This window comes from Paraburkholderia silvatlantica (assembly GCF_003096715.1).
GTDB lineage: Bacteria > Pseudomonadota > Gammaproteobacteria > Burkholderiales > Burkholderiaceae > Paraburkholderia > Paraburkholderia silvatlantica.
The window spans coordinates 193,832-216,754 of the sequence record NZ_QEOL01000011.1; the positions used below are offsets into that span (position 1 = coordinate 193,832).

Annotated in this window: 23 protein-coding genes; 4 read left to right on the forward strand and 19 right to left on the reverse strand. The window is 66.9% G+C overall.

Going from position 1 to position 22,923, the window contains the following annotated elements; all coding sequences use genetic code 11:
* Positions 1-157 precede the first annotated feature (157 nt).
* From C7411_RS16880 to C7411_RS16920, 9 genes are all read right to left on the reverse strand, one after another.
* On the reverse strand, positions 158-1,078 hold the full coding sequence (locus C7411_RS16880; protein WP_110385383.1) for an SMP-30/gluconolactonase/LRE family protein: 921 nt from the start codon (positions 1,076-1,078) through the stop codon (positions 158-160).
* Positions 1,075-1,887 carry an SDR family NAD(P)-dependent oxidoreductase gene (locus C7411_RS16885; protein ID WP_110385384.1) on the reverse strand — a complete coding sequence of 271 codons (813 nt, stop codon included), beginning with the start codon at positions 1,885-1,887 and terminating at the stop codon, positions 1,075-1,077. The genes C7411_RS16880 and C7411_RS16885 overlap by 4 nt, the downstream gene beginning before the upstream one ends.
* Before the next feature lie 78 nt (positions 1,888-1,965).
* A complete protein-coding gene (araH, locus tag C7411_RS16890; RefSeq protein ID WP_110385385.1) occupies positions 1,966-2,994 on the reverse strand; it encodes an L-arabinose ABC transporter permease AraH in 1,029 nt (342 codons plus the stop codon).
* A gap of 23 nt (positions 2,995-3,017) precedes the next feature.
* The gene (gene araG / locus C7411_RS16895) at positions 3,018-4,526 is read right to left on the reverse strand and encodes an L-arabinose ABC transporter ATP-binding protein AraG (protein ID WP_110385386.1); all 1,509 of its coding nucleotides are present in this window, start codon (positions 4,524-4,526) and stop codon (positions 3,018-3,020) included.
* Between the two features lie 114 nt (positions 4,527-4,640).
* Positions 4,641-5,642 (reverse strand): arabinose ABC transporter substrate-binding protein, encoded by a 1,002-nt coding sequence (locus C7411_RS16900; RefSeq protein WP_110385387.1) that lies wholly within the window; start codon positions 5,640-5,642, stop codon positions 4,641-4,643.
* Between the two features lie 152 nt (positions 5,643-5,794).
* Positions 5,795-6,574, reverse strand: coding sequence for an SDR family oxidoreductase (locus C7411_RS16905; RefSeq protein ID WP_110385388.1), 780 nt, complete (start codon positions 6,572-6,574; stop codon positions 5,795-5,797).
* On the reverse strand, positions 6,571-7,248 hold the full coding sequence (locus C7411_RS16910) for a 2-dehydro-3-deoxy-6-phosphogalactonate aldolase (protein WP_110385389.1): 678 nt from the start codon (positions 7,246-7,248) through the stop codon (positions 6,571-6,573). The genes C7411_RS16905 and C7411_RS16910 overlap by 4 nt, the downstream gene beginning before the upstream one ends.
* A gap of 124 nt (positions 7,249-7,372) precedes the next feature.
* A complete protein-coding gene (locus C7411_RS16915) occupies positions 7,373-8,398 on the reverse strand; it encodes a 2-dehydro-3-deoxygalactonokinase (protein WP_110385390.1) in 1,026 nt (341 codons plus the stop codon).
* Entirely contained in the window at positions 8,395-9,342 is a 948-nt protein-coding gene (locus C7411_RS16920) for an IclR family transcriptional regulator (RefSeq protein WP_110385391.1), read from the reverse strand. Before C7411_RS16920 ends, C7411_RS16915 begins: the two co-directional genes overlap by 4 nt.
* Positions 9,343-9,811: 469 nt before the next feature.
* Between C7411_RS16920 and C7411_RS16925 the strand changes: the two genes are divergently transcribed.
* Both C7411_RS16925 and C7411_RS16930 read left to right on the forward strand, forming a co-directional pair.
* Positions 9,812-10,186, forward strand: coding sequence for a type II toxin-antitoxin system RelE/ParE family toxin (locus C7411_RS16925; protein WP_110385392.1), 375 nt, complete (start codon positions 9,812-9,814; stop codon positions 10,184-10,186).
* The gene (locus C7411_RS16930) at positions 10,183-10,527 is read left to right on the forward strand and encodes a helix-turn-helix domain-containing protein (RefSeq protein ID WP_110385393.1); all 345 of its coding nucleotides are present in this window, start codon (positions 10,183-10,185) and stop codon (positions 10,525-10,527) included. The genes C7411_RS16925 and C7411_RS16930 overlap by 4 nt, the downstream gene beginning before the upstream one ends.
* A 47-nt stretch (positions 10,528-10,574) precedes the next feature.
* Here the strand turns inward: C7411_RS16930 and C7411_RS16935 are convergent, their stop codons facing one another.
* From C7411_RS16935 to C7411_RS16945, 3 genes are all read right to left on the reverse strand, one after another.
* Positions 10,575-10,964 carry a RidA family protein gene (locus C7411_RS16935; protein ID WP_110385394.1) on the reverse strand — a complete coding sequence of 130 codons (390 nt, stop codon included), beginning with the start codon at positions 10,962-10,964 and terminating at the stop codon, positions 10,575-10,577.
* 95 nt (positions 10,965-11,059) lie between these two features.
* Positions 11,060-12,541: an N-acyl-D-amino-acid deacylase family protein gene (locus C7411_RS16940; protein WP_110385395.1), complete on the reverse strand. Its 1,482-nt coding sequence runs from the start codon at positions 12,539-12,541 to the stop codon at positions 11,060-11,062.
* Positions 12,542-12,575: 34 nt separating this feature from the next.
* Positions 12,576-13,508, reverse strand: a complete 933-nt coding sequence (locus tag C7411_RS16945) for a MurR/RpiR family transcriptional regulator (protein ID WP_110385396.1) — start codon at positions 13,506-13,508, stop codon at positions 12,576-12,578.
* A gap of 127 nt (positions 13,509-13,635) precedes the next feature.
* On the opposite strand from C7411_RS16945, the gene C7411_RS16950 reads away from it, so the two are divergent.
* Positions 13,636-14,916, forward strand: a complete 1,281-nt coding sequence (locus tag C7411_RS16950) for an amino acid deaminase (protein ID WP_110385397.1) — start codon at positions 13,636-13,638, stop codon at positions 14,914-14,916.
* A gap of 33 nt (positions 14,917-14,949) precedes the next feature.
* Here C7411_RS16950 and C7411_RS16955 read toward each other — a convergent pair whose 3' ends face one another.
* Together C7411_RS16955 and C7411_RS16960 are read right to left on the reverse strand one after the other, a co-directional pair.
* The gene (locus C7411_RS16955) at positions 14,950-15,426 is read right to left on the reverse strand and encodes a MarR family winged helix-turn-helix transcriptional regulator (protein ID WP_110385398.1); all 477 of its coding nucleotides are present in this window, start codon (positions 15,424-15,426) and stop codon (positions 14,950-14,952) included.
* An 87-nt stretch (positions 15,427-15,513) separates the two neighbouring features.
* Positions 15,514-17,109 carry an MDR family MFS transporter gene (locus C7411_RS16960; RefSeq protein ID WP_110385399.1) on the reverse strand — a complete coding sequence of 532 codons (1,596 nt, stop codon included), beginning with the start codon at positions 17,107-17,109 and terminating at the stop codon, positions 15,514-15,516.
* A 123-nt stretch (positions 17,110-17,232) separates the two neighbouring features.
* Here C7411_RS16960 and C7411_RS16965 point away from each other — a divergent pair, with 123 nt between their 5' ends.
* Positions 17,233-18,108 carry an EcsC family protein gene (locus tag C7411_RS16965; protein ID WP_110385400.1) on the forward strand — a complete coding sequence of 292 codons (876 nt, stop codon included), beginning with the start codon at positions 17,233-17,235 and terminating at the stop codon, positions 18,106-18,108.
* Here C7411_RS16965 and C7411_RS16970 read toward each other — a convergent pair.
* The 5 genes from C7411_RS16970 to C7411_RS16990 all read right to left on the reverse strand — a co-directional run bounded on the left by C7411_RS16970 (position 18,078) and on the right by C7411_RS16990 (position 22,853).
* Positions 18,078-19,046, reverse strand: coding sequence for an alpha/beta hydrolase (locus C7411_RS16970; RefSeq protein ID WP_110385401.1), 969 nt, complete (start codon positions 19,044-19,046; stop codon positions 18,078-18,080). The two genes, C7411_RS16965 and C7411_RS16970, sit on opposite strands and share 31 nt — an antisense overlap.
* A gap of 142 nt (positions 19,047-19,188) precedes the next feature.
* Positions 19,189-19,623: a CHRD domain-containing protein gene (locus tag C7411_RS16975; RefSeq protein WP_110385402.1), complete on the reverse strand. Its 435-nt coding sequence runs from the start codon at positions 19,621-19,623 to the stop codon at positions 19,189-19,191.
* Between the two features lie 604 nt (positions 19,624-20,227).
* Positions 20,228-20,749 carry a hypothetical protein gene (locus C7411_RS16980; protein ID WP_116603289.1) on the reverse strand — a complete coding sequence of 174 codons (522 nt, stop codon included), beginning with the start codon at positions 20,747-20,749 and terminating at the stop codon, positions 20,228-20,230.
* Positions 20,736-21,377 (reverse strand): response regulator, encoded by a 642-nt coding sequence (locus C7411_RS16985; RefSeq protein ID WP_110385404.1) that lies wholly within the window; start codon positions 21,375-21,377, stop codon positions 20,736-20,738. The genes C7411_RS16980 and C7411_RS16985 overlap by 14 nt, the downstream gene beginning before the upstream one ends.
* Before the next feature lie 153 nt (positions 21,378-21,530).
* Positions 21,531-22,853 (reverse strand): MFS transporter, encoded by a 1,323-nt coding sequence (locus C7411_RS16990; protein WP_110385405.1) that lies wholly within the window; start codon positions 22,851-22,853, stop codon positions 21,531-21,533.
* Between the last annotated feature and the right edge of the window lie 70 nt (positions 22,854-22,923).

Here is a 22,923-nt window from a genome sequence, read left to right on the forward strand (position 1 = left end):
ACTGCACATATCGATCGACTGCATCTGTTGCCGAACTGCAACGACTGTCCGTCTCTTCATGCCGCCTGCCGCCAGCGGCGCTTCGCATTGTTCGTGCGCGCGTATTGTCTGATGAAAATGCACGCACGCCTTTGCGCAAGCGTCTGATACACCGGGCTCAAGCGCGCCTGCGCCCCTGAAACCGCGGTTCTTCAAGGCCCTGGCGGCCAATTCGAACCGAAAACACGCCGCCCGCATGCGGCTCGCGCGCGAGGGCCTCCTCCTGCATTTCCTCGCGCGCGCTCGTGACATAAAGCGTGTCCAGAAGCGCACCGCCGAGCGTAACGCAGCTTGGCTGCGCTGTGGGAATCTTTACGCGCTCGGTTTCGACGCCGTCGGCGCCATAACGCACCACGCGCTCTCCGCCCCACTGCGCGTTCCAGAGGCCGCCTTCTGCGTCGACGGTCGAGCCGTCCGGCACGCCGGTATCGTCGGTGAGCGTGGTGAATGTGCGCTGGTTTGCAATCGTCCCGTCTGCGCCATAGTCGCAGGCGCGAATCTCGCGCGTGAGCGTGTCGCAGTAGTACATGGTCGAGCCGTCCGGGCTGAACGCGATGCTGTTCGAGATCGCGGGCGCGGGCAGCGGCAGACGCTCGAGCGTGAGATCGTGGTTCAGGCGATAGAAGCCGCCGATGGCTTGCCTCGGCGTGCCCTCGTACTTCGTGCCGAACACGAAGCGGCCCTGCCGGTCGCAGCGTCCGTCGTTCAGGCGCGTCGGCACGCCGGGTTCGACTTCGACGATGGTTTCGAGCGCGCCCGTCTCCAGGTCGAAGAACGCCAGTTGCGAGGCGAGGCCGAGGAGCAGCGTGCGCTCGTCTTCGCACAGCGCGAAGCATGCGAGCCGCTCGGGCATCTCCCACGTGACGTGTTTGGCGCCGGCCGCATCGGCGTCGTAGCGTTGCAGGCGTTTGCCCGAAATATCGACCCAATAGAGCCGGCCGCTGCGCGCGCACCACGTCGCGCCTTCGCCCAGCTCGCATTTCGCGTGGACGAGCAGCTCGGCCACCGCTTCGTTCGACGCGCTATCCTTTGCGCTCATGCCCAGCCTCCGTCAACGACGATGTCCTGCGACGTGATCATGCGGCTGTCGTCGGCGGCGAGGAAGAGCGCCATGCGCGCGAGGTCTGCGGGCAGCAACTCCGCTTCGATGCACTGGCCGCGCTTGATGGCCTCGCGGCCTTCGTCGGTGAGCCACAGGCGCCGCTGCTTCTCGGTCATCACCCAGCCCGGCACGAGCGTATTCACGCGTACGCCGTACGGACCAAGGTCTCTCGCGAGACCTCGCGTGAGCCCCTGCACCGCCGACTTGCTCATCGTGTAGACCGGCATCTCCGACTGCTTGAGCATCCAGCTGATCGAGCCCAGATTGATGATCGAACCCGCGCGCGCGGCCTTCATGTCCTCCGCCACCGCCTGTGCGGCGAAGAGCTGATGCCGCAGGTTCACGGCCACGCCGGCGTCGAACGACTCGGGCGTGACTTCGGCCAGCGTGTGGCGCTTGTCGTTGGCCGCGTTGTTCACGAGCGCCTGGACCGGCCCGAGCGCCGCCTTCACATCGGCGATGGCGGCGCGCAGCGCCGGGATATCGGTGAGATCGACATCGGCGAACAGCGGCTTGTGGCGCGAATCGCCGAGTTCGTCGGCGAGCGCCTGGCCCGCGCTCGCGTCGATGTCGAAGAACGCCACGCGCGCACCCTGTGCGGCGAAGTGCTCGACGAACGACGCGCCGATGCCGGTCGCGCCGCCCGTGATCAGCACCACGCGGTCGGCCAGGCTCGGATAGCGCGCGTAGCTTTCGTGCGCGTGGCGCGTGAGCGCGTCAGCGGGCGAATTTGCGTTGGACGACATCGTGTTGGGCTCCTGATGAATCGCTCTGTAGGGGTTTCAAACGCGGGATCTCAAACGCGGGATCTCAATCGCGGGCTTTCAATCGCGTCCGCCGCGGTTCTTGAGCTGGTCGAGCAGCACCGCCGCGAGCAGGATCGCGCCGCGCACGAGGTACTGGTAGAACGCGTCGATGTTGAGCAGGTTCATGACGTTTTCGACCGTGCCCATGATCAGCACGCCGATCACCACGCCCGAGATCGTCGCGCGGCCGCCCAGCAGCGAGACGCCGCCCAGCACGCACGCCGAGATCACGTTCAGCTCGAAGCCTTCGGCGGCATTCGGCTGGCCCGACGTGATACGCGAGGCGAGAATCACGCCCGCGAGCGCCGTGACCGCGCCCTGGATCAGGAAGATCCACACACGCGTGCGCTCGACCTTGATACCGGCGAGACGCGAGGCTTCCGGGTTGCCGCCGATGGCGAGCGTATTGCGCCCGTACACCGTCTGATTGAGCATCACGCCGAACACGATGAAGCAGACGAGCGTGACCCAGATCGGCAGTTGCACGCCGAAGAGCGAGGCCGTGCCCATGGCGATGAACGTGTCCGACGACACGCCCACGGCCTGGCCGTGCGAGGCGATGAAGCCGAGGCCGCGCACGATCTCCATCGTGGCGAGCGTGGTGATCAGCGCATTGATGCGCAGATACGCGATCACCGCGCCGTTCACGAAGCCGATCGCGGCGCCCGCCGCAACGGCCGCGACGATGGCGATGAACGTGTTGTTCGTCGCGTTGAGCACCATCGCGCAAAGCACGCCCGCGAATGCGACGATCGAGCCCACGGAAAGGTCGAAGTCGCGCGAGGCGAGACAGAACATCATCGTGCAGGCCACCATGCCGATCTGCGAGACCGACAGGGCGAGGCCGAGCATGTTCTCGATCGAGAAGAAGTGATCGACGGTCAGCGACATCACGATGAACATGACCGCGAAGATCACGATCAGGCTGTACTCGGTGATCTGCTGCCACCACTTCTGCTTGTCGGTGGCACTCGGAATCAGCGCGTCGGCGACGCTCTTGGCGGCGCTGTTGGCAGACTCGGCCGCCAGGTTTTCTCTTGCTTGCATTTCAGTCACTCCTCCCCGTCCACTCATGCAGCCTTGGCCTCGCGCCTGGGCAGCGCGAGGTCGAGCACTGCGTGTTCGCTCGCCGCGCTGCGCGGCAACTCGCCCGAAATACGGCCTTCGCGCATCACCACGATGCGATCCGACACGCCGAGCACTTCCGGCAACTCCGACGACACCATCACGATCGCGCAGCCGCGTGCGGCGAGCTGGTAGATCACGTTGTAGATTTCGTGCTTCGCGCCGACGTCGATGCCGCGCGTCGGCTCGTCGAGAATCACGACCTTCAGGTCGGGTTCGGCGAGCCAGCGCGAAAGAATCGCTTTCTGCTGGTTGCCGCCCGAGAGAAAGCGGATTTTCTGGCGGCGGCTCGGCGTCTTGATCTTCAGCAGCTTGATGAAGCGGTCCGCCGTTTCCGCTTCCTTCTTGCGGTCGAGGAACATGCCCGCGCGCAGAAAGTGTCGTCGGCAACTGATGTTGATGTTCTCGGACACCGTCGCCATCGCGACGATGCCCTGCTCCTTGCGATCTTCCGGGCACAGCACGATGCCGTGGCGAATCGCGTCGCTCGCGCTTTTCACGCGAATGGGCTTGCCGTCCAGCTCGATCTCGCCCGCGCGCCGCTTGTGCGTGCCGTAGATGAGCTGCATCAGCTCGCTGCGCCCCGCGCCCACGAGCCCGAAAAAGCCGACGATCTCGCCCGACTTCACCTCGAAGCTCGCCGCTTCGTTAAGCGGATGCCCCTCCACGCCGCGCACGGCGAAGCGCACGTCGCCATGCTCGCGCGGCGAATAGTTGTAGATGTCGCTGATCTCGCGGCCCACCATCTCGGCCACGAGCGTTTCGCGCTTCACCTCTTCGAGCTTCCCGTGCGAGGCGACCTTGCGGCCGTCGCGGAAGATCGTGCAGGCGTTGCATAGCTCGTAGATCTCGTCCATGCGGTGCGAGATATAGATGAGCGCGCGATTGTCGGCGCGCAGTTCCCGCACGAGCTTGAACAGCACTTCGGTCTCGCGGTGCGAGAGCGAGCTGGTCGGCTCGTCGAGCGCAATCACGCGCGCGTTGCGCAAGAGCGCCTTGCAGATCTCCACCATCTGGCGCTGCGCGATGGAGAGCTTGCGCAGTTTCGCGGCCGGATCGAGATCCACGCCCATCGCCGCAAGACGTTCGCGCACGAACTTGCGCGCCTCGCCGCGTCTCACCCAGCCGAGCGCATTGGGCAACGCCCCGAGCAGCAGGTTTTCCGCGACGGTCAGGTCGGGCACGTACTGCAACTCCTGGTGAATGACCGCGATGCCCGCGCCAATCGAGGCCGCCGCATCGGCGAAATGCACCTCGTTGCCGTCCATCAGGATGCGGCCGGAATCGGGCTGATACTCGCCGCCGAGAATCTTGAGCAGCGTGGACTTGCCCGCCCCGTTCTCGCCCATGAGGCCATGCACTTCGCCTGCGTTCACCTCGAACGACACGCCGTCGAGCGCGCGCACGCCTGGGAACACCTTGCCGATATTGTCAAAACGCAGTGTCGCTGACACTTCGGTTTCCTCTCATTCGATACGCTGCGGGCGCAGCCTTCGCGCCCTTCGCACGCCTGGGCCTTGCCGGCCTCCCCGCAGCGGGAAACACCCCGAACCCCTTCTATCGAGCGCTTACTTCGCAGCGAGACCCATCTGCTGACGCACGTTCTCCACGTTGTCGCGCGTGGCCAGCATGCCGGTCGTCAGCGTGAGCAGGGGCGGTTCCTTGCCTTGCGTGATCCACGTGTACATCAGGTCCGAGGTTTCCTCGCCGTGGCGCTTCGGGCTGATGATGACGGTGCCGTAGAAGCCCGTCGGCTGCGGCTTCTTGAACTCGTTGAGCGCCGAGTCCGAACCGCCGATGCCGATGCCGATCATGTTGTCGGCCTTGAAGCCGCGGCCTTCCGCTGCGCGCACGGCGCCGAGCACGGCTTCGTCGTTCAGGCCGTAGGCCACCCAGTGCTTGTACTGCGGGTTCTTCGTGAGCGCGATGTTGGCGGCGTTGAAGGCGTTTTCCGTGTCGGTCCTGGCCTGCGGCGCGGCAACGATGTTCGCCTTCGGGAAGCCCGCGGCCACGAGCGCGTCGGTCGCGCCCGTCGTGCGGTCATGCGCCGTCGGCAGCTGCTCGTAGGTCACGTCGATGGCGCCGACGTCCTTCATGTCCCAGCCGCGCTTCCTGATTTCGGCGGCGATGCCGTCACCCACCTGCTTGCCGATGTTGTAGGCCGAGATGCCCATGTGCGGCACCGACTCGATCGGCTTGCCCGCGCCATCGACGAGGCGGTCGTCCACCGTCATCATCTTGAGGTTGTCGGCCTTGGCCTTGGCGACGATGCCCGGCCCGAGCTTCACGTCGGGCGTGCAGATGATGAAGCCCTGCGCCTTTTGCGCGGCCAGGTTGTCGATCGCGCTCATCACCTTCTCACCCGAGGGCGCGCCGATCTTCACCAGCGTGAAGCCCTTTTCCTTCGCTGCCGTCTCGGCGAACTTCCACTCGTCCTGGAACCACGGCTCTTCGGGCTGCTTCACGAGAAAGCCGATCTTCACCTGGTCTGCGGCCTCGGTCACAGGCGCGTGGCAGATCGCGGCCGTGGTGGCGGCGGCCAGCAGCGTCAGAAAGATGCGTCGTTGCATGTTGTCAGTCTCCTGTCTTCTTTAGTCACGGGAAGGGTATCGGCCGCCTCTTCTTTTACCCGCCCAGGCGCGCGGCCAGCGCTTCGGCGGATTCCTGCGTATTCGCTCCAACCTCGTGTTCCTTCGTGCTGCGAATGATTTTTCCGGCGCGCTTATTCGTGATGGAGCGCCGTGCGGCCGCCATCTATCGTGATACAGCTCGCGTTGATGAACGGCGCCTCGTCCGAGGCGAGGAACACCGCCGTCATCGCGACTTCCTCCGGGCGGCCAATGCGCTTCATCGGCGGCAACTCGAGCGTGGCCTTGCGCGCCGCTTGCGGGTCGGGCTGCGCGTTCCACCAGTCGTGCGTGAGCTGCGTTTCTATGTAGCCCGGCGCAATGGCGTTCACGCGCACGTTCTGCGGCGCGTACTCGATGCCGAGCGCACGCGTGAGTCCGATTACGCCGTGCTTGGCCACCGGGTACGGGAAGCAGCCCGGAATGATCTGGAACGCGTGCGTCGAGGCGATGTTGATGATGCTGCCCGCGCGGCGCTCGACCATGCCCGGCAGCACCGCGCGGCAGCCGTTCCACACGCCGTCCAGATCCACCGCGAAGCAGCGGCGCCAGTCTTCGTCGGTCATCGTGAGCGGATCGGCGAACACGTTGATGCCGGCGTTGTTGACGAGCACGTCGACCGGGCCGAACGCGCGTTGCGCTTCTTCCACGGCGGCGCGCAGCGAGGCGGGCTGCGTCACGTCGGTTTGCACGGCGAGCGTTCGCGCGCCTGCGCACGCGTTCGCAATGTCGCGCGCCATCGCAGCGGCCGTCGCGCCATCCAGCTCCGCGAGCACGACGGCGGCGCCCTCGGCCGCGAACGCGCGCGCGATCGCCGCGCCGATGCCGCGTCCGGCGCCGGTGACGAGCGCGACCTTGCCCGCGAGACGGTTCACTTTTGCGCTCCTTGCACGGCTTTCCAGCCTTCGATGAAGGCCAGCGCGTTCGCGCGCGTGGCCGCCGCGTCCTGGCCCGGCTTGTAGAGCGCGGAGCCAAGGCCGAAGCCGCTCGCGCCCGCGGCCAGCTGCGGGCCCATGTTGTCCGGCTTCACGCCGCCCACGGGCAGCAGGGGCACGACCGCAGGGATCACGGCGCGCCATGCCTTCGTCACGGCCGGACCGAGCTGCTCGGCGGGGAACATCTTGAGCGCGTCGGCGCCGTGCTTGAGCGCCGCGAACGCTTCGGTCGGCGTGGCGACGCCGGGCACGCAGGCGAGGCCCTGGAGCTTCGCGGCGAGGATCACGCCGGTGTCGGCGTGCGGCATCACGATCAGTTCGCCGCCCGCTTGCCGCACGTCGCGCACGCGCTCGGTGGTGAGCACGGTGCCCGCGCCGATCATCGCGTCGTCGGGCAGCGCCTCGCGCAATGCCGCGATGCTGTCGAGCGGCTGCGGCGAATTGAGCGGCACCTCGATGATCCGGAAGCCCGCTTCATAAAGCGCGCGGCCATGCCCGGCGGCCTCGGCGGGTTTGATGCCGCGCACGATCGCGACCATGCCGCAGGCGCCGAACGCGGCGGCGAAGCCGGCGTGTGGCGTGTACGGGGCGGGCAGATTCAGTTCGGGTTCCATGTCGGCTTCCTGTGGGCTTCCTGTGGGCTTCCTGAGGGCTTCCTGTTGCCTGGCTTCGTGTCTGGTTCGGTTCAGCGGGTTCGTCGCATGGGTTTCGCAGCGGGTTCGCCTGGTCGGCACTCGATTAGCGCGGCGTGACGAGCCCCGCCTGCACGGCGATGCGCCAAAGCCCGTGTTCGGTCGCCTGCCGCACGAGATGCGCGCCGCTGCACCCGAATGCGGCGAGCGCCATGCGGTAACGCTCGCACAGCGCCTCGGCGCCGATCAGCTGCGGCGCGCAGCCGGCAAGCGCCACGTCGCGCCGCGCGAGCGCCGCTTCGAGGCCTGCCAGCTCGTGCCCGATCACGAGGCCCGAGAGATAGTCGGGCTGCTCGTCGGGGGCGAGCTGGGCCGTGAGGCCGAGCGTGCGCGTGCTGAACGCGGTCGCCAGCAGTCCCACGCAGCCCTGCTCGCGCGCCACGCTCACGCCGCGCAGGAACGCTGCGGTGTCGGGCTCGACGGGATGCTTCATCGTGCGGCCGAGGATCGTATGGGCGCACAGCGCCGCGTAGACCTCGCCCGTCATGAAGGTATAGAAGCGCGCGATGCGCTCGCCCTCCACGACCACCCATTTCGCGTGCGTGCCCGGCAGTCCGACGAGCGCCGTTTGCGGCCCGGCTTCGTCGCCCGATGCCTCAAGCGCGCCAAAAATTTGCGTTTCCTCGCCGCGCATCACATTGGGCAGCGCCCCCGGCTCCAGCACACCCGGCACCACGGCGACTTCGGCGCCGCACGCGGCGCGCACGCGCACGATGCGGGCCACCAGCGCCCGGGCGCTCGCGGGCGTTTCGACATAGGGCGCCTGCACCCAGCCCTGGGCGCTGCCGACCATCCCCGCAGCCAGCACCGGCAGCGAGGGCGCTTGCGCGAGCCACACGGCGCACGCTTCGTCGAAGGCGGCGTCGAAACCGCCTTCTTCGGCGGGCACGGGCAGGTTCATGATCCCCGCCGTCGAAACGCGCGTGGCGATCACCTTGCCCGCCGCATCGAACAGGTACGCGCGCAGCGAGGTCGTGCCCCAGTCGAGCGCGATGAGCGCGGCATCGCGAGCGCTCGCGCCGTCGCCGGCGTCGATGGCCGCGCCGCTGGCAGACTTCTCGCGTGCTTTCATCGACGAATCCTGCGCGTGGCAGGCTGCGGCGCGCGCCAGCCCAGTTCCTGCGAAATCGCACGTGCCTCGCGCTGCACGACTGGAATCAGTTCGTCCATGCGCTCGAGCGGCATGTAGGGAATCGTGCTCGCCACCGAAAGCGCCGCCACAATCGCACCCGAAGCGTCGCGCACCGGCGCCGCCACGCAGCGGATCGAAATTTCGTTCTCCTCCAGATCGAACGTGTACCCGCCCGCGGAGTAAGTCGCCATGCGCTTGAGGAAGGTATCGGGTTCGAGGCTGTGATCGGGACGGAAGCTCACGCCCGCCAGCGTGCGGCGCGACGCGTCGAACAGGTCGCGCCACGATTGCGGCGCGAGGTCGAGCATCATCGCCTTGCCGATGCCCGTGGACGCGAGCGGCATGCGGTGCCCCACGCGCGAGCGCATTTCGAGGCCTCGCTGGCCGGGAATCTTGTCGATGTACAGCACGTCGTCGCCGTCGCGCACGCCGAGGTGGATCGTGTCGAGCGTTTCGTCGGCGAGCGCCTGCAGATGCGCACGGGCAACGGCCGTGAGCGGCATCTGCTCGAGCGCGATGGTGCCGAGTTCGATGAGCTTCGGCCCAAGCAGGTAGCCGCCCTGCACCTGGCGCAGGTAGCGCGCCTGCACGAGGCTCGAAACCAGGCGGTGCGTAGTGCTGCGCGTCGTGCCGAGCACCGCGCCGAACGAGCGCAGGTCGCGCACGCCGGCGGCGGCCGCTTCGAGGATTGCGAGGCCGCGCAGGAGCGTCTGGGTGCCGGCCTGCTGCGTCGAGCCGTCGAGCAACGTGCTCGCAACGCCGATTTCATCGGCGGCGGGGCGGGCTTTCGGCAGCGCTTGCGCGGAGGTTGCCGCGGCGTTTTGCACGGGCGCGGCCTCGTCGGGGAGGTTCGCGGCGAGCGTGGAAGACATCGCTTTGTTCATGGCGAGGGCGATGAAGGGAGACGATCGAAAGGCGCGTGCCGTCAGGCGGCGCGCGAACCGTGCTTCGGGAGACGGCCCGCCGCGCGGGCGGCCGGGGCCCGGACAGGTAGCGGCGGGCGGCGCGTGGCCGCGCAAAGCGCTGGCTGAAGCATGGCGAACGTCTCCTTTGCGGTCCGGTTCGCTCCGCGCCTTGCGCGTGCGCCGGATTTATCTGGGTCTGCCGACGCTGTTTGCCGCGCAGTGACAGTCGCGGCTGATCGGATGGTCTGGATTGTAGGCAGGTTTTTTCGAGTTCTCCAATATGTGATTGGGTCGCTCATATATTGGGAAATTTGGCGAAACGGCTGCCCTCTGTCGAATGGCTAACGAGGGACAGAAGACGCGTGGCGGTTGACGCAATCGAGGGCGCACCTGCCGAAGCCTGCACAGACTTGAGCGACGTCATGCCCGGTGCATACCGGGTCGCTCAATGCTCCGGAGGCTATATAAAATTTTGTATAATTTTGCTCATGCCAAGCCGTTGGTGTTTTGCGCAAGCGCACTCGCGGATCTCCGGAAGTTTCCAGAACCCATGCGTCAGGAAGCCGGACGGCAGTTGCGGCGCGTTCAACGTGGCCTTGACCCGAACGACTGGAAGCCCGTGAATCCCGTTGGGCGCGGCGCGCGTGTAATCCGCATCCGCGACACGCATGGTGCGTTTCGCGTGATTTACGTGGCGCACATCCACGATGCCATTCACGTGCTGCATTGCTTTCAGAAAAAGTCCGGGAAAACGCCCTTCATCGATCTTTCGCTTGCCGCGCGCCGCTATCGCGACGCACTAAACAAGGAGTCCGAACCATGAGCCGCAAGAGTCAGGGAAACCAGCAACTTCAGCGTTTCGACAGCGTCTGGGACGCGCTCGAAGACACGCCCGAAGCCGCCCAGAACATGACGCTGCGCAGCGACCTCATGATCACGCTCGAAGAGCACATCAAGCACAACAAGCTGACCCAAACGCAAGCCGCCGCCCTCTTCGGCGTGACGCAGCCGCGCGTGTCCGATCTCATGCGCGGCAAGATCGATCTGTTCTCGCTCGATTCGCTCATCAACATGGCCGTTGCGGCGGGCATGAAGGTCGAAATGCGCATCTCCGCAGCGTCCCCACGCGACGGCCACACGCAGGAAAAAACGGCTGCGGGATAACTCCGGCAGCCGCTTCCTGTCACGCCACGCGCAATTGCGCTGCGCCCTTACTTCCCCGCCGGCGCCTTGTAAGCCACGCAATCGATTTCGACTTTGCAGTCCACCACCATGCTCGACTGCACGCAGGCGCGTGCCGGCGGATGCTCGCCGAAATACTCGCGGAACACCTTGTTGAACGAGGTGAAGTCGCGCGCGTCGTCGAGCCACACGCCGCAACGCACCACATGCTCCGCGCCATAGCCCGCCTCCTTGAGGATTGCGAAAAGATTCTGGATGGCCTTGTGCGACTGCTCGACGATACCGCCGCTGATCACCTCGCCGCCTTCCATCGGCGTTTGGCCCGAGACGTACAGCCAGCCGTCGGCTTCCACGGCGCGCGCGAACGGCAGATGTTGTCCGCCCTGGCCCTTGCCGCCTTCCGCTCCAATTCGTTTCATCGTTTGCTCCTTTGAGATCGTGCGGCGCGCGCAGCTTGTTGGGCCGCGTGCGCCGGGGGTCGAAATTCGATAGATGAAGCCTGCCTAAAAGTTGCCTAAAAGGCGTTCGCCTCGGCCTGCGCCTCGCGTTTGCCGCGCGCGACGAAGTGGCCCGCGCGCTCGCCCGTCGGCTGCCCGTCGCGGTACGAGAGCACGCCGTTCACCCATACCGCGTCGATGCCTTCGGCCACCTGCTGCGGCTTCTCGAAGGTCGCCGCGTCGCGCACCCTCGCGGGGTCGAACAACACGAGGTCGGCGTGCCAGCCCACATGCACCTCGCCGCGCTGCGAAAGACCGAAGCGCCGCGCCGAAAGGCCCGTCATCTTGCGCACCGCTTCTTCGAGCGGCAGCAAGGCCGCGTCGCGCGCGTAGTGCCCGAGCACGCGCGGAAATGCGCCCCACAGGCGCGGATGCGGCAGCGGATCGTTGGGCAGTCCATCCGAGCCGACCATCGTGGCCGGATGCGAAAGAATGCGGCGCACGTCGTCTTCGGACATGTTGTGGTACACGGCGCCCGCCGGCTGCAGACGCTTGCCCGCTTCCTGCTGCGACACGCCCCACCCGGCCGCGATGTCCTTGATGAGCTTGCCCGCCTGCTCCGGGTGCGGCGTGGACCACGTGATCGTGATGTCGATGTCGCCCGTCACCTGCTTGAGATCCAAAGTGGAAGAACTGCGGCTATACGGATAGCAGTCGCAACCGACCGGCTGATACTTGCGCGCGCTTTCGAGCGACGCGAGCACCTCCGTGCTGCGCCCCCAGTTGGCAGGCCCCGCGCACTTCAAGTGTGAGATCACCACCGGCACGCGCGCATGCTGGCCGATGTGGTACGCCTCGTTCATCGCCTCGAGAATCGCGTCGAACTCCGTGCGCATGTGCGTCGTGTAGAGCGCGCCGGCGGCGGCGAGCGGCTGGGCGAGCGAGGCGACCTCTTCGGTGGAAGCCTCAAACGCCGAGCCGTATGCGAGGCCCGTGGAAAGGCCGAGCGCGCCGTGCGCGAGCGCGTCCTCGAGCTGCGCGCGCATGGCCGCGATCTCGTCGCCGGTGGCGGCGCGCTTCAAGTCGTTCATGTGATTGTTGCGCAGCGCCGTATGGCCGATCAGCGCGCCCACGTTCACGGCAGGCCGCGCCGCGTTGACCGCATCGACATAGGCTGAGAACGTCGGATAGCTGAACGCGTCGCGCTCGCCGAGCAGGTTCATCGGGTCGGGGGGATCGCCCTTGAGCGTCACCGGCGACGCGCTGATCCCGCAGTTGCCGACCACCACCGTCGTCACCCCCTGGCTGATCTTGGGCAGCATCTGCGGCGCGCGGATCACGTGCGTGTCGTCGTGCGTATGAACGTCGATGAAACCCGGCGCGAGCGCGCGAGCGTTGGCCTCGATCACCGTTTCCGCGAGCCAGTTCGACAGGTTGCCGATCGCGACGATGCGGCCGTCGCGCAACGCCACGTCGCGCTCGACGGGCGGCGCTCCGGTGCCGTCGTAAAGCATGGCGCCGACGATCAGCGTGTCGGCGGCTTCGGGGTGCGAATGCATGCGCGTCTCCTCAGGATGGCTCTCGGTTCGACGCTCAGTCGCCGAGCGGCTGGCGTTCGCCGCCGCCCCGATGCGCGTCCAGCGTGTGCTTCATGCGGCGCAGCAACTCGCGGCTTGCTTCGGGTTGCGCGAGCGCCAGCTCCGTCGCGAGCACGTCGAGTGCCATCATCATCGCGTAACGCGACGACGATGGCTTGTAGATGAAATCGGTCTCGCTCGCGACGATCGGCACGAGCCAGTCCGCGAGCGCGGCGAGCGGCGAAGCCGGCGCGGTGAGCGCGACGAGCTTCGCGCCGTAGTCGCGCGCGATGCGGCACGCGTCCACGAGTTCGGGCACGCGCCCTGTTACGGAAAGCGCGAGCACCACGTCATCGGACGACAGGGCGCTCGCCACCATGCGCTGCAGCAGGCTGTCCTGGTACGACGCCACCGGACGGCCCAGGCGCACGAGGCGAAAGCGCATTTCGTCGGCGAGCGCGCTCGAGCCGCCGCCCATGCCGAACACGTAGATCATGCGGGCCTGCGCGAGCGTCGCGGCAGCTTGCGCAAAGGGTGCCTGGCACAGCAGTTCGTGGTTGCGCGCGAGCGCCGTGTGAATTTCGTCGTAGACGCGCGTGGCGAGCGGTTCGGCTTCGGCACTGGCACGGGCGGCGCGCGGCTTGCCCGCGCCTTCGGACGCGCCGGCGGCCCCGCCGCGCAGGAAGCGCTCGCCCACGGCGGCGGCCTGGGCGAGCCGCAGCTTGAGTTCGCGCACGTCGTGGCAGCCCACCGCCTTCGCAAAGCGCGTAACGGAGGCGATGCTCACGCCCGCGCGCTGCGCCAGCTCGCCGATGCTCGCGCGTGCCGCGCTGGCAAGATCGTCGAGAATGAGCGCGGCCACGTCGCGCTCGGCCGGACGCAGTCCGGGCACGCATTGCGCAATACGCGCGACGATGTCGAAGCGGGCCGGATCGGCGGCAGTATGCATGACAGGGAGTCTGTTAATAAATAACAATTCACGAAGCGATGTTACTTTGTGTACTATCTCCGAGTCAACGCCGGCACCTGAGACTCCGGCGGAGCTGGGACGCATGAAGCATATGGAGCGAAGGGAAATGAAAGTTACAAACTATCAGAGTGCAACGATCGACCCGAACAGCAAGGGCCTCGGCAACGTACCCGGTGCAAGCGTGCCGCTCGGGGACGCCGGGCGCCTCGAATGGAATTTACTCGAAGAGGACGTGAGCCTGCCCGCGGCGGTGCTGTATGCCGAGCGCGTCGAGCACAACCTCAAATGGATGCAGGACTTCGTCACGCGCTATGGCGTGAAGCTCGCGCCGCACGGCAAGACGACGATGGCGCCGCAGCTCTTTCGCCGCCAGATCGAAACCGGCGCGTGGGGCATCACGCTCGCCACGGCGCACCAGACGCGCGCCGCCTACCGCGGCGGCATCTCGCGCGTGCTGATGGCGAACCAGCTCGTGGGCCGCCGCAACATGGCGATCATCGCCGAGCTGCTCAGCGACGCGAGCTTCGAGTTCTTCTGCCTCGTCGATTCGGTGGAAGGCGTGGAGCACCTGGGTGAGTTCTTCCGCGCGTCGGGCCGCACGCTGCAGGTGCTGCTCGAACTGGGCGTGCCGCGCGGGCGCACCGGCGTGCGCGACACCGACACGCGCAATGCCGTGCTCGCGGCGATCGCGCGCTATCCCGACTCGCTCAAGCTGGCGGGCGTGGAAATCTACGAGGGCATCCTCAAGGAAGAAAGCGAAGTGCGCACCTTCCTGCGCGACGCGCTGAACGTCACCCAGGAACTGGCCGCCGCCGGCCGCTTCGCGCGCACGCCCGCGCTGCTTTCGGGCGCGGGCTCGGCGTGGTACGACATCGTCGCGCAAGAGTTCGCGCCGGCCGCGCAGGCAGGCGCAATCGACGTGGTGCTGCGCCCCGGCTGCTACCTGACGCACGACGTGGGCGTCTACAAGCAGGCTCAGTCGCAGATCCTCACACGCAACCCCGTGGCCCGCGAAATGGGCGTGGCGCTGCTGCCTGCGCTGCAGCTCTGGGCCTATGTGCAGTCGATTCCGGAGCCTGGCCGCGCCATCATCGGCTTCGGCAAGCGCGACGCCGCGTTCGACGCGGGCTTTCCGGAGCCGTCGCGCCACTATCGCCCCGCGAACGGCGGCGCGCCGCGCGAAGTGGCGGCAAGCGAAGGCTGGGAAGTGTTCCAGATGATGGATCAGCACGCCTACCTGAAGATTCCGGCAGGCGCGGACCTGAAGGTCGGCGACATGATCGCGTTCGACATCTCGCACCCCTGCCTCACGTTCGACAAGTGGCGTCAGGTGCTGATGGTCGACGCGAAATATCGCGTGACGGAAGTGATCGAGACGTTCTTCTGAGCGCGGCGCCGCGTTGAAAACGGCGCTGCAGGCTCAGCCCGCTTCGGGCCCGGCTTCTCGAGCCTGCGCGAGCGCAGCCCCCGCCGCGGCCGCCTCGCCGATGCGCGCCTCCATCATCCCCAACGCGCCCGATAGCGCCGAGAGCGCATCGTCGGGCAGCGACATCGTCACGTTCAGGAACGCGGTGCGGCGCGGCAGCCCCTCTTCGGTCACGGCGCGGCCGGCGTCGGTCAGCGTCACGTTGGTGATGCGGTTGTCGCGCTCGTCGGCACGGCGCGCGATCCAGCCGAGCGACTCCAGCGCCTTCAATTGGCGCGTGAGCGCGCCCGGGTCCACGCGCAGCCGCTCGACGAGCCGCTTTTGCGACGACTCGCCGTCCTGCTCGTAAAGCGCGAGCAGAATGCGCCAGCGCGGCAGCGGATGGCCGACCTGCGCCTCGAACGCCGACATGAACGCCCGGTAGGTCCGTCCGAACTGCTGCATGATGGCGATGCGATCCTGAATTTCCATGCCTTGTTTTCCTGCCGGCTTCATTGCCGCGCGTTTGCCGGTATCCGTGGCGGTGTCCGTGCCGGTGCCCGCCAGGGGCGGAACGCCTCAATCCGCGTGAATCACGGGCTCCACCTTGCGCTGCAGCTTGACCGGCGGCACGCGCCGGGTTTGCCAGATCGACACCACCGCGATCGCCGCCGCCACGGCAATGCCCAGGTGAATCGCGCCCACGAGCGCCTCGCGCGCGGCTTCGAGCAGCGGCGCGCCATTATGCCCGGCGTGCGCGAGATCGGCGACAAGCGTTGCCTGCGCGTCGCGGTTGATGAGGATCTGCGGGTCGGCGAGCTGCGGCAGCCAGTGCGTGGCGCGATCGGCGTCCAGCGCGCGTTGCACGCCGCTCGAATAAAGCTGCGTGACCATCGTGCCGGTGAGCGCCGTGCCGATCATGCCGCCGATCATCCGCAGCGACTGCAACAGCGCGGTGGCGATGCCCAGATGCTCGCGCCCCGCCGTCTGCTGCGCGAACACGGTGAGGTTCGGCATGACGAAGCCAAGGCCGACGCCAGCCAGGATCATGAACGCCATGAGCAGGCCGCGCGGCGTGTTGCGCGTGGCGAGCGCCACGGCAAGGCACGCTGCCGCGATCATCGCGAAGCCGATGTAAAGCATCAGATTCGGATTGCGAATGCGCGAGACGATGCGCCCGTTCGCGATACTGCCGATCGTGATGAACACCACGAGCGGGGTGATGACGACGCCCGCTTCCTTCGGCGTCATGCCGAAGCCGCCCTGAAACAGGAGCGGCGCGTAGAACAGCAGCGAAAACATCGTGAAGCCGCCCAGCACGGCGAGCGTGAAGAGCGCGTTCAGGCTCGCGTTGCGGAACATGTCGACGGGCAGGATGGCCTGCGGGCAGCGCCGCTCCCATTGCCAGAGCGCCCAGCCGGCCGCCAGCGCGAGGGCGAGCAGGCCGATGGCCGAAGCGGTGAGACCGCGCCCCGGCAGACGCTCCACGAAAAGCTGCAGGCTGCCGAGCGCGAGCGCGATGAGGAGCGCGCCTGGCCAGTCGAGCCGCATGCGCGCCTCGTGCGCGACGTGGCGCAGATGCGGCAGATACTTCCAGACGAAAAACAGCGAGAGCAGGCCAACGGGCAGATTCACGTAAAACACGGAGCGCCAGCCGTAGTACTGCGTGAGAAAGCCGCCGAGCGACGGCCCGACCGCATTGGCGATACCGAATGCGGAACTCATGAGCACCTGCCAGCGCAGGCGCACGACCGAATCGGGGAAGAGATCGGGAATGCAGGCGAACGCCGTGCCGACCAGCATGCCGCCGCCGATGCCCTGCAAGCCGCGCGCGATCACGAGGAACAGCATGCTGTTGGCCGCGCCGCACAGCACGGAAGCGCCGGTGAAGACGACAATCGACGCGATCACGAACGGCTTGCGCCCGTAATAGTCGCCGAGCCGTCCAAAAATGGGGACGGTGATGACCGAGGTGAGCAGATAGGACGTGGCGACCCACGCGTAAAGCTCGAAGCCGCGCAATTCGGCGACGATGGTCGGCAGCGCGGTGCCGACGACGGTCTGGTCGAGCGCAACGAGCATCGTCACGAACGAAACGCCGAGCATCGCGAGCAGCGACTCCCGGAACGGCAGAACCTGCCCGCTCGAATGGTGGGCGGCGGTATGAACGGCCATTTTTTGATCTAGCAATGGTTGACGCGTCAAAGATTGATCATCATAGCACGCTCCGATCCACTACACTGGGGCCTCGGACGGCGGCGATGCCTGCGCCGCCGTTGCCGAAAATCCGGGAGCGCAATGGAACCCACGACCGAACCCACCGCCGCAGATCCGGCCCGCGCAGGCGCCGCCGCGGCCTTCACCGAGGCCGATCTCGACGCGCTGCGGCGCGCGAGGCACCAGCTCGAAACGCCGCCGCTCGGCATGAAGCTCGCAGCGATCGTGGGGGCGCCGGTGGAAAAGCTGATCGCACGGCTGCCTGGCGTCGCGAACGACAAGGTCATCGACGCGACGCAAACCGCGCTGCGCAAGTGCCTGGGACTCGCATTGAAAACGCTCGGCAGGCAAGGCGCCCCCGTCACCGCCGAATCGCGCACGAGCGCGAAGCCGAGCAACCTGCTGCACAAGTTCGCGGTGGCAACCACGGGCGCGGCAGGCGGCGCGTTCGGCCTTTTCGCGCTGCCGGTCGAGTTGCCCGTCACGACCACGCTGATGTTTCGCTCGATTTGCGACATCGCCCGCAGCGAAGGCGAAAATCTGGCGAGCGCCGACACGCAGCTCCAATGTCTGACCGTGTTCGGCATGGGCGGCCGCTCGGCCGCCGACGACGAAGCCGACTTCGGCTATTTCATCGTGCGCGGCGCGCTCGCGAAGGCGGTATCGGCGGCATCGTCGGAAATGGCGACGAAGGGCTTCGCCGCGCACGGCTCAACCGCGCTCCTCAGGCTCATGCAGACCGTGGCCGCGCGCTTCTCCGTGCAGGTGAGCGAGCAGGTCGCGGCGAAATCGATACCGGCTATCGGCGCGGTGCTCGGCGCCATGGTCAACACCGTCTTCATCGACCATTTCCAGCAGGTGGCGCATGGGCACTTCACCGTGCGCCGGCTCGAGCGCCGCTACGGCGAAGCCGCCGTGCACGCGGCTTATGACGCGATCGACGTTTCGCTCGATTGAGGCGGCTGCGGTTTCTCGTCGCCGCGTGCTGGCGCAGGGGTCACGCGGCGCACGAAGCTCGCGGCGACGTCGAGCGTGCGGCGCGCTTCGGGCATGAACGGCGCGTAGATCGGCCAGATATGCGGCATGCCGGCGGCAATCTCGCACTCCACCGCCACGCCGGCAGCGCGCGCGCGCTCGGCGACGCGGCGCGTGTCGTCGAGCAGCGTTTCGGAGCTGCCCACGAAGAGGCTTAGCGGCGGCAAGCCGCGAAAGTCGGCATAAAGCGGCGACGCGTAGGGATCGGTCGCACTGGCCGAGCCGAGGTAAAACGGCGCGATGCGCGCGAATACCTCGCCGCTGAACATGGGATCGCGCCCGTCGTTCTCGCGTATCGAAGCGCCCGTCGCCGCAAGATCGGTCCACGGTGAAAACAGCACGGCGCCGGCGGGAAGTGCATCGCCTGCGTCGCGCAAGGCAACGAGCGTCGCCAGCGCAAGCCCGCCGCCCGCCGAATCGCCGCCAATCACGATGGAGCCGGGCAGCGTTCCTTGCGTCAGCAAATGGCGGTACGCGGCCAACGCGTCCTCGAGCGCGGCGGGAAACGGATGCTCGGGCGCGAGGCGATAGTCGAGCGAGAAGACGTCGGCGCCAGCGCGCTCGCCCAGACCAAACGAAATCGCGCGCTGCGAACGCGGCGAGCAGAAGTAATACCCGCCGCCATGCAGATAAAGGAGCGTGCGCTGCGCGGGCGAGCGCTCGCGGATGAGCCACTCGCCGCGCATTGGGACATCGGAGGCGCCGTACTGCTCGAGCAAGCGCCAGCCGCCCGGCACACCCGGCGTCCAGATGCGCCTTGCCGTCAGCATGCGCACGCGCGCGACGTTGATCGACTTGCGCGTTTGCGGCAGAAAAGTGCGGCGCAAGAACCTGCAGATCAGCCTGCTTTGCCAGCTCATCGGCTCAGCCCTCCGCGGCACTCAAAACGGGCTCAACCTGCGCTCGTCGGCGCTCGATCGATAGCGTCCCGCAATCAGACTTCGATCGCGGGAACGCGCGGCGCGCACCGTACGGCGAGTAAGGCGAACGATCGAGTGCCGGTCAATTGGCGGGCAGCACCTGGCCGCGAATCTCGCCTGACGGGTTCTGCGCCGTATGAATGTTGAAATACCACTGGCCGCCCATGAGCTGGGTGACCTGCTGCTCGTTGAGCGTGGCGGAACCCTTGATCGGACTTGCCAGTTCGCCCTTCGGAATCGGTACCTGCACGCCGGCATTCTGTCCGACCGGCGCGGGGCCGTGGAAGTGCGCGGCCGCCGCCGGGCCGGAGAGACCTTCATAGGTGATCGTCCAGTTCAGCGTTTTCGTGGACGTGTCGAAGGTGGCGTTGAGCATGCCGTGGCCCTGGCTCACGCGCGGCGGGACTTCGCTGGACGGTTCGAGATCGGCCTTGAGCGCGACGGTATCGGCATACGCGGCGCTGGAGGCGAGGACACACAGAGCGAGAGCGAGCTGCAGCGGACGAAGCAGATGCATGGAAGTTCTCCTGTTTTTGTGGCGCGCTGCACCAGAAGGCGCAAATCCGCGCTCCCACATGCTAGAGCAAATCCGCCGGGCGCGTCCGCTGCGCCGATGTCGGCCCAACGTAAGCTGCGTGCAATAAAAAAGCGCGGCAAGCGCCGCCCTTCAACCCCGGTACGTCCTTCCTGCCATCCGGGGCGTTCTGGCCTGCGCCCCGCGTGCCGGCGCTTTCAGGGTACGTGGATACCACACTGAATTGATTTGCATAACGAAGTTTGTAGGCGCCATCTTTTGACGAACCACCCGCCATTTCGCACCCCCTTTCGAAAGCATCGACTGCCCCGGCGGTAGCCCCTCAACACGCTCGTTCGTGGATTTCGCCATCGAATGGTTTCGCCGACACGCCGCCGCAGCCAGGGCGATTACCAGCACTTCCGGTAACAGTTAATTGATCGAAATTATGTCGATTTCTCGTCGCGCCACGACTAAGCTAGGAACTGCGAGAAGTGACTCTTCATCGAAGGGTCTCCAAGCTTGAACGCGGCTTCGGCCGCGTTTTTTTTCGCCCGCTTTTTGCGCTCGACTACCCCGCGTCCGTCGATTTCCTGATGCACATCATTCACGCAAGCAGCGCGGCCTGGTGCTCGATTCCGGCAAGCATCGCCTGGCAGGTGTGGATGAGCGCATAACCCTCCTCGCGCAGTTGCTCGGCAGTGTGACCATTCATGTGACGGCGAAACGTCTCGAGTTCGGCGAGCAGCGCAGGATACTGCAGCACGCCAACCGCGCCGGCAAACCGGTGATGCCATTTGCGCAGGCCCGCGACGTCGGCTTGTTCGAGGAGCGGCGGCAAGGCGTCCAGGTCGTCGCGCATCGCCGAAACGAACGAACCGGGCAGCGTCTTCACGGTCGCCTCGCCGCCCCAAAGCTGGATCATTTGCGTGAGATCCAGCGGTTCGAACGTCCGGGCGTTTGCAGGCTTTTCCGCGGGCTTTGCGCAGGAACTGCCGCGCCCCTCCGAAGCCGACTCCAAAGCGGACTCCGAAGCCGGCGACGCGGCTTGCCCCGCCGCCTGCCACGCCGTTTGCACGTTCGCACGCGTCTCGCGCGTGGCCACGGAAGCAGGTTCAAAAAAGTCCATACGCCCTGACGTAGGCGAAGAGTCCCGCGTCGTTACTCACGCCGAGTTTCGCCATCGCGTCACGCTTCTGGCAGCTTACCGTGCGCACGTCACGGCCGAACGCGCGCACAATTTCCGTGATCGAGCTGCCGCTCGCGAACTTGCGGACCACCTCCGATTCGCGCGGCGTCAGGCGCGGCAAACACAGGTTGGACGGTCCCGAGGCGGCCACGAGTTCGCGCTCGATGGCCGGGCTGAGATGGGCGAGACCCTGGGCAGCGCCGCGCACGACAGCGGCGAGATCGCCCATTGGCTCGGTCTTGCGCAACATGGCAACCACGCCCGCGTGCGCCACCGCGCGCGGGACGACGGCGTTCGCAACGCCGGTCAGCACGACCACCGGGATATGCGGCCAGTCGCGGCGCAAACGCCGCACGAGCTGCAGACCTTCGGCGGCTTCGCCGGAAGCAGACGGCATATTGAGATCAGTGACCACGACGTCGCACGGGACGGCTTCGAGCGTCTGCAATAACTCGCGCGCGCCGCACGCTTGCCCCACGACCTCGATATCGTCTGCCGCGAGAAGCGCCGAGCGAACGCCAGGCCAAACGAATGGATGATCGTCGGCGAGGACAACACGTAGCTTCATACTGAATCTCCTCCCAGTGGATTTGCGTAGCTGCGATGCGCCGCGTGAGCACATCGGCAACCCGCAACATCAGTCAGGTCGTTCATCTGACCATTGAAAGGCCGCCGTCGAAATCGGAGATTTCCGAAGGCTAATGTTGTGCGTGCGCACGAGTCAAACCGCAGCGCGCGCGCGAGCACGTTGTCGACTCCCGCCAGTGCGACCGGCATCGCTGCGCTCGCGCGGCGCCGCAAATGCGGGCCATGCCAGGGCGGCGCAAAGCGCGGCCGCCGCCCAGACCGCAGGCCACCCGAACCACGACAACAGCAGCGGGATCGCCGAAGGCGCGACGAAGAACGCCACGAATGCGCCGGTGTTGCCCATGGCGAGCGCGGTTCCTACACGACCGTTGCCCGCGAGCAGCGCGAGTTCGGTGAAGGCCACGCCATGCCAGGCGGAAGCGGCGATACCGCCAGGTACGATCACCACGGCGAGCAGCGTGACGAACGTTGCGCTTGCGCGATGCGCCGGCCACGCAAAAGCCGTCAACGCGGCAAGCACAACGAACAGCGCGACGGTGAGCCCCGCGCAGCCGCGCAACCAGATACGCCGGCCGCCGTGCCGGTCTGTCCAACGGCCGCCGTACACCCGCATGAACGCCGCACCGCCCTGCACGGCCGCAAGCGTCGCGCTGACTGCCGCCGTACCCGCATGGCCGACGTCATGCAGGAAAATGCTCGCGAACGAGAGCACGGCCACCTGGGGAATGCACAGCACGCCGATGCCCGTCACCATGCGCCACACGGTGACGCTGCGCAGCGGTGAGACGGCGCGTTGTGCCCGCGCGCCCGCTTCGTGAGCGACAAGCGGCGCACGTGCGGCGTCCTGTTCGTGCACGGGTTCGTGCAACCAGACGATCGTCAGCACGGTGGAGACCATGCACATCGCAGCGAGTGCGCCGTAGACGGCTGCGAATCCCGCATGCTCGGCGAGCGCAGGCAGCACGAGCGCGCCAAGCCCGCCGCCGGCCGGCACGGCGGTTTGCCGGATGCTCATTGCGAGGCCGCGCTCGTGGGCGGCGAACCACGCCATCACCGCGCGCCCGCTCGAGCCGTTCACGCTTGCGCCAAACAGGCCGAGCGCGAGCAGGCCAGCCGCGAGCACCGTCGCACTGGGCGTGTGCGCGCCCGCCGGTGCGCCCCAGAACGCCATCGCAACGAGTGCGAGCGCCGTAGTGGAGAGCCCGGTGAGCAGCACGCGCCGGTCGCCCCAGCGATCCGTCAGGAGTCCCCATGGAAGCTCGCCTAGCACGATGCCAAGTCCCAGCATGCCGAGCACGACACCCAGTTCGCCCGTGCCGATGCGGTAATGCGACCGGATCAACACCCCCGTTGCGGGAATGCCGCCGAGCGCCGCCGCGAAGCTGGCGTTGGCCGCCACGCCCACCGCGAGCACTTTCCAGCGGTGTGCCGCGCCCCGCGTTGTACTGCGTCCCATGATGACCTCCAGAAAGCGGTTGACCGAGGGCATCGTAGAGGCGCAGCATCTATCGGAAAAGCGGGAAATT

Bases quoted from the DNA above. Each gene is read 5' to 3' on its own strand.
- C7411_RS16880 (WP_110385383.1), bottom strand. From the start codon at position 1,078: ATGAGCGCAAAGGATAGCGCGTCGAACGAAGCGGTGGCCGAGCTGCTC.
- C7411_RS16885 (WP_110385384.1), bottom strand. From the start codon at position 1,887: ATGTCGTCCAACGCAAATTCGCCCGCTGACGCGCTCACGCGCCACGCG.
- araH (WP_110385385.1), bottom strand. From the start codon at position 2,994: ATGCAAGCAAGAGAAAACCTGGCGGCCGAGTCTGCCAACAGCGCCGCC.
- C7411_RS16900 (WP_110385387.1), bottom strand. From the start codon at position 5,642: ATGCAACGACGCATCTTTCTGACGCTGCTGGCCGCCGCCACCACGGCC.
- C7411_RS16910 (WP_110385389.1), bottom strand. From the start codon at position 7,248: ATGGAACCCGAACTGAATCTGCCCGCCCCGTACACGCCACACGCCGGC.
- C7411_RS16915 (WP_110385390.1), bottom strand. From the start codon at position 8,398: ATGAAAGCACGCGAGAAGTCTGCCAGCGGCGCGGCCATCGACGCCGGC.
- C7411_RS16920 (WP_110385391.1), bottom strand. From the start codon at position 9,342: ATGAACAAAGCGATGTCTTCCACGCTCGCCGCGAACCTCCCCGACGAG.
- C7411_RS16925 (WP_110385392.1), top strand. From the start codon at position 9,812: ATGCTCCGGAGGCTATATAAAATTTTGTATAATTTTGCTCATGCCAAG.
- C7411_RS16930 (WP_110385393.1), top strand. From the start codon at position 10,183: ATGAGCCGCAAGAGTCAGGGAAACCAGCAACTTCAGCGTTTCGACAGC.
- C7411_RS16935 (WP_110385394.1), bottom strand. From the start codon at position 10,964: ATGAAACGAATTGGAGCGGAAGGCGGCAAGGGCCAGGGCGGACAACAT.
- C7411_RS16940 (WP_110385395.1), bottom strand. From the start codon at position 12,541: ATGCATTCGCACCCCGAAGCCGCCGACACGCTGATCGTCGGCGCCATG.
- C7411_RS16945 (WP_110385396.1), bottom strand. From the start codon at position 13,508: ATGCATACTGCCGCCGATCCGGCCCGCTTCGACATCGTCGCGCGTATT.
- C7411_RS16950 (WP_110385397.1), top strand. From the start codon at position 13,636: ATGAAAGTTACAAACTATCAGAGTGCAACGATCGACCCGAACAGCAAG.
- C7411_RS16955 (WP_110385398.1), bottom strand. From the start codon at position 15,426: ATGGAAATTCAGGATCGCATCGCCATCATGCAGCAGTTCGGACGGACC.
- C7411_RS16960 (WP_110385399.1), bottom strand. From the start codon at position 17,109: ATGGCCGTTCATACCGCCGCCCACCATTCGAGCGGGCAGGTTCTGCCG.
- C7411_RS16965 (WP_110385400.1), top strand. From the start codon at position 17,233: ATGGAACCCACGACCGAACCCACCGCCGCAGATCCGGCCCGCGCAGGC.
- C7411_RS16970 (WP_110385401.1), bottom strand. From the start codon at position 19,046: ATGAGCTGGCAAAGCAGGCTGATCTGCAGGTTCTTGCGCCGCACTTTT.
- C7411_RS16975 (WP_110385402.1), bottom strand. From the start codon at position 19,623: ATGCATCTGCTTCGTCCGCTGCAGCTCGCTCTCGCTCTGTGTGTCCTC.
- C7411_RS16980 (WP_116603289.1), bottom strand. From the start codon at position 20,749: ATGGACTTTTTTGAACCTGCTTCCGTGGCCACGCGCGAGACGCGTGCG.
- C7411_RS16985 (WP_110385404.1), bottom strand. From the start codon at position 21,377: ATGAAGCTACGTGTTGTCCTCGCCGACGATCATCCATTCGTTTGGCCT.
- C7411_RS16990 (WP_110385405.1), bottom strand. From the start codon at position 22,853: ATGGGACGCAGTACAACGCGGGGCGCGGCACACCGCTGGAAAGTGCTC.